The sequence below is a fragment of the Erythrobacter sp. AP23 genome (genome assembly GCF_001542855.1).
Lineage (GTDB): Bacteria > Pseudomonadota > Alphaproteobacteria > Sphingomonadales > Sphingomonadaceae > Qipengyuania.
Map to the genome: position 1 here is coordinate 1 of NZ_LNBY01000005.1, position 6,143 is coordinate 6,143.

Annotated in this window: 5 protein-coding genes; 2 read left to right on the top strand and 3 right to left on the bottom strand. The window is 61.1% G+C overall.

Going from position 1 to position 6,143, the window contains the following annotated elements:
• The 3 genes from ASS64_RS04825 to ASS64_RS16625 form a co-directional block, all read right to left on the bottom strand.
• A partial coding sequence (locus ASS64_RS04825) for a strawberry notch family protein (protein ID WP_198147648.1) occupies window positions 1-2,573 on the bottom strand: 2,573 nt, incomplete at its 3' end.
• Between the two features lie 75 nt (window positions 2,574-2,648).
• Window positions 2,649-3,554: a toprim domain-containing protein gene (locus ASS64_RS16350; RefSeq protein WP_156501945.1), complete on the bottom strand. Its 906-nt coding sequence runs from the start codon at window positions 3,552-3,554 to the stop codon at window positions 2,649-2,651.
• A gap of 215 nt (window positions 3,555-3,769) precedes the next feature.
• Window positions 3,770-4,012: a hypothetical protein gene (locus ASS64_RS16625; protein WP_143712226.1), complete on the bottom strand. Its 243-nt coding sequence runs from the start codon at window positions 4,010-4,012 to the stop codon at window positions 3,770-3,772.
• A gap of 504 nt (window positions 4,013-4,516) precedes the next feature.
• On the opposite strand from ASS64_RS16625, the gene ASS64_RS04835 reads away from it, so the two are divergent.
• Window positions 4,517-4,741 carry an XRE family transcriptional regulator gene (locus ASS64_RS04835; RefSeq protein WP_008601437.1) on the top strand — a complete coding sequence of 75 codons (225 nt, stop codon included), beginning with the start codon at window positions 4,517-4,519 and terminating at the stop codon, window positions 4,739-4,741.
• A 75-nt stretch (window positions 4,742-4,816) separates the two neighbouring features.
• Complete coding sequence (locus tag ASS64_RS04840; protein WP_221403488.1) at window positions 4,817-5,998, top strand: type II toxin-antitoxin system HipA family toxin; 1,182 nt, start codon at window positions 4,817-4,819, stop codon at window positions 5,996-5,998.
• Window positions 5,999-6,143 lie beyond the last annotated feature (145 nt).

Genomic DNA, 6,143 nt, shown 5'->3' on the forward strand with positions numbered 1-6,143 from the left:
TCATCACTCATCGCCTCGGAGCGAAGATTTCCGTCCTCGTCGGCGAAGACCTGCATCAATCGCACCGGAAAGCTCTTCGCAAGATAGTCGATGACATATTCACGCGGTGAGAGATCGATATCGAGCGCTTCGCGTTCTTCCACGGTAAGGTCGGCAAGGCGCCGGTCGAGCATGGCCTCGGCGGTCGAGACCAGCTGCACGACAACCGAATACTCTTCGCCAAGCGCCGCGTTCATCGCGGGGATCAGACTTGGCAGTTTCATCGAAAGCAGGAGCTGGGCAAAGAAGCGTTGCTTGGTACCCTCGAAGATCGACAGCGCTGCCGCTTTGGCGTTGCGATTGAGCGTATCGCCGCTGTCCTCGTCGACCACGCGGGTTGCTTCGAGCGCGGCTTCGAGGTTGCGGTGAATGATCGCCCAGGCATCGGCATAGGCATCGTAAATCCGCACCTGCGCTTCGGTCAGGCAGTGCTCGAGGATTTCGTACTCGACCCCGGCGAAGGACAGCGCACGGGCAAGGTAGAGCCCCTGTGCCTTGAGATCGCGGGCGACGAGCTCCATCGCCGCGACGCCGCCGGCGCGGATCTCGGTCATGAACGCCTCGTGGGTCGGAAAGGCGGTCTCGGGTCCCCAGAGGCCAAGCCGGGAAGTGTAACCGAGGTTGGCGATTTCCGAGGCACCTGTGGCAGACGCGTAGAGCACGCGGGCGCGCGGGAGATGGTTCTGCAGCCTGAGGCCCACTATCCCCTGTTCGGAGCCCTTGACCTTGCCGCGGGTCGATGAGCCCCCGAGGGCATTGGCCATGGCGTGGGCTTCGTCGAAGGCGATCAGGCCGTCGTAATGCTTACCCGCCCAGGCAAGGATCTGGTCGAGCCGCGTATCCTCGACGCGTCCCGAGCGCAGCGTCGGGTAGGTGACGAAGAGAATGCCTTCGGACATCGATACAAGGTGGCCGAGTTTCCAGCGCGAGAGCGGCTGGACATCGAGCGGCAGCCCGCCAAGCGCTTCCCAGTCGCGGCGTGCATCTTCGAGCAGCGCCTCGTTCTTGGTGATCCAGACATGCCGGCGCTCGCCTGCGAGCCAGCGGTCCATGATGACCGCGGCGATCTGCCGTCCCTTGCCCGCTCCGGTTCCGTCGCCGAGGAAGAAGCCTTGGCGGTAGGAGTGTCCGTCCTCGGAGAGTTCCAGCGAGGTGCCTTCCTGGCTAACCTTGAACTGACCCGGAAGATCGCGCGCAAATGCCTGGGTAGCGTAGACCAGTGTCTCGCATTGCGCTTCGGACAAGAGGCCATTGGCCTGCCAGCCTGCGGGAAGGCGCGGGCGAACGTCCGGCTGGGGCGCCGCGACCGAGCCCATGGCGACCGATTCCACGAGCGGGGTGGGATGAACCGGCGCGCCTTCGAACGTGATGCGACTGGGCCGGTAAGGTAGGTAGATGCCGGTCTGTTCGGGTACCGGCGCGGGGTCGGCCAAGACCGAATAGGCAAGATTGGTCGCATTCGCTTTAGCTGCTGGTGTCGCGGCGAACGGCGCCAGCGGCCGGACCGGCGCGCGATGGGTCGACGTCTTGCCCACGAGGCGCACTGGCTTGCCGACTGGCAGGCGATGAGTCCTGGCGGATGTCTGCGCACGGGGCGGAAGCGCAGTGACAAGCTCGTGGAGCGCGATCAGGTCGGCAGTATCTCCGTTGATTGCGGGAGAAGACGCAACCGGCGTCTTGCCGAACACGACCAGGCGAACGGCAATCCCCGTCCCTGCGCGGCGAAACATCTGCTGCAGCCGGACATCGAGGAACAGCGACGCTTCATCCTGTACCTTGGCGAAGGTGGAAGCGTCGAAGCCTTCAGGCATGATGGCGACAATCCTCGCCCCATTGGCAACGGCCCGGATCGCGCTGCGTAGGTGGCGCTGCGCCGTCTCGCCATCCTTGCCGCGTTCCTGGCTGCGGGCGAACGGCGGGTTCATCAAGACGACCGACGGAACAGGGCCGCGATGCAGGTCGGCCATCAGTTCTCCGTCATGTGCACTAATTGTGGCCGTGGGGAAGATATGGCCCAGCCCGTCTCGTCTGGCCGGATCGATCTCGTTGAGGGCCAACGAGGCGTTCTGGACGCTGCCCCAGAGCGCAAGGGCGCCATTGCCTGCGGACGGTTCGAGCAGCGTGTCTTGCGAAGAAACAGCTGCGGCCTTCGCCATCAGCCAGGCCAGCATCGGCGGGGTCGAGAACTGCTGGAGCTCGACCTGTGCTTCGCTGCGAACGTGCCGCGGCGGCAATGCAGCTTCGAGCCAGTCAAAACGTGCTTCTGCTTCGTGCATGCTTGTCGCCAGATCGATGCGCGAAGACTCTCGCAGCCAGAGCAGTGCGCCGATCTCGACCGCGTTGTTGTAGTCGTCGATCGTCCATGCACCTCCCCAGTCCAGAACACCGGTCTCTTCGGCGAACAGCCCGGAAATGCCGGCACGGGTAAGATGACGACCCGAGGTGAGAAGCGCGGCAATCCGGGCACCGATGGCGAAGGCCAGGGGCACTGCCGGCATCTGCTCGCCGGCGGGAAACAGGTCTGATTGAAACATGGCGATTCGTCCTCCTGATGAGGGCATCGGGACACGCCCTCTGCCGGATCAGGAATTCGAGAAGCTCTCTCTCCTCTACCGCGCCGCTTTGCGGCGCAGCCATGCTTTAAGTTCATCGTTCCAGTCGGTGTCGCGTGAGGATGGTTTGCGAACGTGGATCGTCCGCCCTTCGCGGGCATAAGCGGCCAGGCCACGCGACGCGGCCAGCTCGCCGCCAGCATCGTGATCGACGAAGAGGTGGAGTTCGGTCACGCTCTCGGGCACGCTCACGAGACCGAAACGCTCATTGCCCAGGGTCGCCCAGGCGGGGATGCCGGTAAGAGCATAGGCGGACATCGCGCTCTCGATCCCCTCGGCAAGGCCGAGCTTGCCGGAGGCCGGAGCGAAGAGGCGGACAGCAGCTTCGCCGAGCGCGCCGAGCGCGCGCTTCGGTTTGTCGAAGTCGGCCTTGGAGTTGCCCGAAAGGAATGTGCGATGGATGGCGATCGGTCCCTCGTCGAGACTGACCGCCGCAATCATGGCCGGCAAAAAGCGGGTGCGACCCTTCGGGCCAAGCGGCGTTTGGGGATGAAAGCGGAGGGCCGGAGATGCGGCGAGGATGCCGCGGCTCTCAAGATATGCCTTTGCCGGACTGGCACGCAGTGGCTGTGCGTCGCGCCAGATCCTCAGCGCTGCCGCCGAGGGTTTGCTCGTTATGGTCGGCTCGGGACCGTTGATAGTCGCAGAACCTGAGAAGAGCGAGGTTGCGTCGACACCTTCACTCGCCAGAGCAGCCAGCACGCTCTGCTGATCACATCCCGCAAAACAATGGAAAAGGATCGCTTTTTGGCCGAGCGACACACCGAGTGACGGCGTACGGTCGTCATGCGCAGGGCAGCAGGCCATGCCCTTTGTGCCGGACCATTTGCCGCCCCGGTTTTCACAGATGCGGCGGGCGGCTTCTTCCAAAGAGCTTATCTTGGTGGAATATCGGTGGGACATGGCACATCGCGATCCTTTCGGCTCGCTCACAAAGGCCCTCCTCCCCTCCAGCCCTTCTGTGTTGTAAGAACAGGTCGGAGGGGATTCACGTCTGCACTGCGAGCCCGTCGATTTGAGCGTCACATCGACATCGCCGCTCACCCGCGAGGTCTACCGATTATTCGTAGTGACTTCTCACTAGCGCCATTGATCCTTATCGCTGCCCCACGACCTGGTCAGTTTAGATCATGCGACACGTTACCTAATCGAAAATTCCGGTCCGATCTTTCCTTTTGCAAATCGCGTCGTGCCTTCGGAAGGTAGTCCCGCCAAGTCCGTCGATGAGTGATATGGCTGATTTTGCCGGGCTTGCTCATTCCCGCCATCGCGGCAACCGGCATTCTGCCATGGCCGGGTTGATCATTTTCACGAGCGAATAATGTCTTCGCGCGTTCGATTTCCTCGTCTGAATAATGCATTCGATGCTCCATCGGGTTGGACCTGCGAGAGCGTTCGAACGAAATTCGGCGAACCCTCTGCAGGGTCCGCCGGTTAACCTCCAACTGGAGGACGGGACCTCGGAATTCTTCCGAAGCTGTCGGCTTGTGCCGACATGCGTGACGTTTGCGATATAGTCGCTGAGACAATTCGCGCAACTGCACAGCGACTTTTGAAGTACGATGGTCAAGCCGCGGCCTAGCGACCGCTCACCAGCGCCTCTCCACTCAGTCATGGTCATTGTAAGCCTCGTGCAGGAGGCGGTGAAGCATCTTCCTTCGGTAAATCTGCTTCAAGCGAAAGAGCACAAAAACATGACATATCATTTCTATTTGCGGAATTTCGCATGATATGTCATATATCGGGCCATGCCCCGTTCGTCTCGAGCTGCTAGCGGACTACCGCCCCAGAGCCAACGTGCGATTACACGGCTAGGTAAGGATATCGCCCTTGCTCGCCGCCGGAGAAAACTTCCCCAGCGTTTAATGGCCGAGCGCATGATCGTCTCGGTTCAAACGCTGCAACGCCTCGAAGCGGGAGATCCTACCGTGGGCCTCGCGGTTCTGGCGAGCGCCCTGCATGTCCTGGGGATGACACAGCGCCTTGCCGAGCTGGTAACCCCAGACAGTGACCGGGCTGGCATCAGCGAGGATTTGTCCCGCCTGCCCCAGAAGACCCACGCTGTCAGCGACGATGATCTGGATTTCTAGCAAGCCGTGACGACCATCCGCACCTATGTCTTCGTGCATCTTGAGGAGGGGCCTGTTCCGGCAGGCCTTCTCACGATGACCGACGAACCGCGCAACCAGTTTGCTACCTTCGCTTACGGGCGGCGTTATCTGGAACGCGCTGACCGTATTGCGGTCGATCCTGTAGCTCTGCCGTTGCACGAAGCTGGAACTTCTCGAACATTCAGGACGGAAGAAGGCTTTGCCGTGTTCGGTGGCATTCGGGATGCTGCTCCTGACGGCTGGGGCCAATACCTAATGTACAAGGCGATGGGCGATCGCTTGCCGAGCGAAATCGATCTCATTCTGGCCTCGGGCGAACATCGCGTGGGTGCGCTCGCCTTTGGGCCGACGTCCGCCCAGCCTGAGAGAATTACACCATGGGGGGACGGCCCTGCTCCGGGCGAAGAGTTCACGCTCGCAGAGTTAGCAGAAGCCGCCGAACGAGCGCAGCATGTCGACGAACTCGACGAGAACTTGAGGGCGTTGCTAGCCGCCGGGTCATCTCTGGGCGGCGCCCGGCCGAAGGCTGCTACAAAAATCGGCGACAAACCCTGGATCGCGAAATTTCAGAAGCGGGGAGACAGCTTCCCCGAATGCCGGGTCGAACTGGCGACAATGCGGCTTGCCAGCGAATGTGGTCTCGATGTGCCGCCACTCGACTTCCGCTGTGTCCTTGATCGTGACATCTATCTGATCGAGCGGTTCGATCGGATTCCTCACGGCAACTGGCTGGAACGCAGGCCCTTTGCTTCGGGGCTCACAATGCTCGGGGCGCATGAGAGCGAGGTCAGCAGCTTCAGCTATGCCGATCTCGCAGGAGCGATCCGGCAATTCGGAACCGAAGTACGCCAGGATCTGCACGAATTATTTCGTCGCATGCTGTTCAATATCCTCGTCACCAATGATGATGATCACCTACGTAATCATGGCTTCCTGTTCGATGGTGAGGGATGGCGGCTTTCGCCGCTTTACGATGTAGTGCCGAAGCCTCAGCTGGGACTGGAGCGCCGGCTCGTCCTCGGCGTCGGGCCGGAAGGCCGCGCTGCAACGATCGAGAACGCTCTCGCCGGTGCCGCGGTCTTCGACCTCAGCCATGATGACGCGAACGCAATCGCCGAAGACATGAGCAGAATCGTAGCGACACGGTGGGAACACCTATTCACAAAAGCAGGGATAAGCGCGGCTGATCGCAAGCGTTTCGCCACCTGCTTCCGGTTGGCAGCACCTGTGTCATGATCGCAAACGCAGAAATCCGTTCATGGGGGCGCGTGCTTGCCTAATTTGGCATGGTGATTACCCGGTGATTGCTAGCCGAGAAAATGGGGATCAAAAAATGCCGATTTGTGATTGTATATCAGTCTATTATGATAGTATGACCACT

What these genes read in the sequence shown, in the direction of transcription:
- ASS64_RS04835 (WP_008601437.1), top strand. Translation starts at nt 4,517, where the DNA reads ATGGCCGAGCGCATGATCGTCTCGGTTCAAACGCTGCAACGCCTCGAA.
- ASS64_RS16625 (WP_143712226.1), bottom strand. Translation starts at nt 4,012, where the DNA reads ATGCATTATTCAGACGAGGAAATCGAACGCGCGAAGACATTATTCGCT.
- ASS64_RS04840 (WP_221403488.1), top strand. Translation starts at nt 4,817, where the DNA reads ATGACCGACGAACCGCGCAACCAGTTTGCTACCTTCGCTTACGGGCGG.
- ASS64_RS16350 (WP_156501945.1), bottom strand. Translation starts at nt 3,554, where the DNA reads ATGTCCCACCGATATTCCACCAAGATAAGCTCTTTGGAAGAAGCCGCC.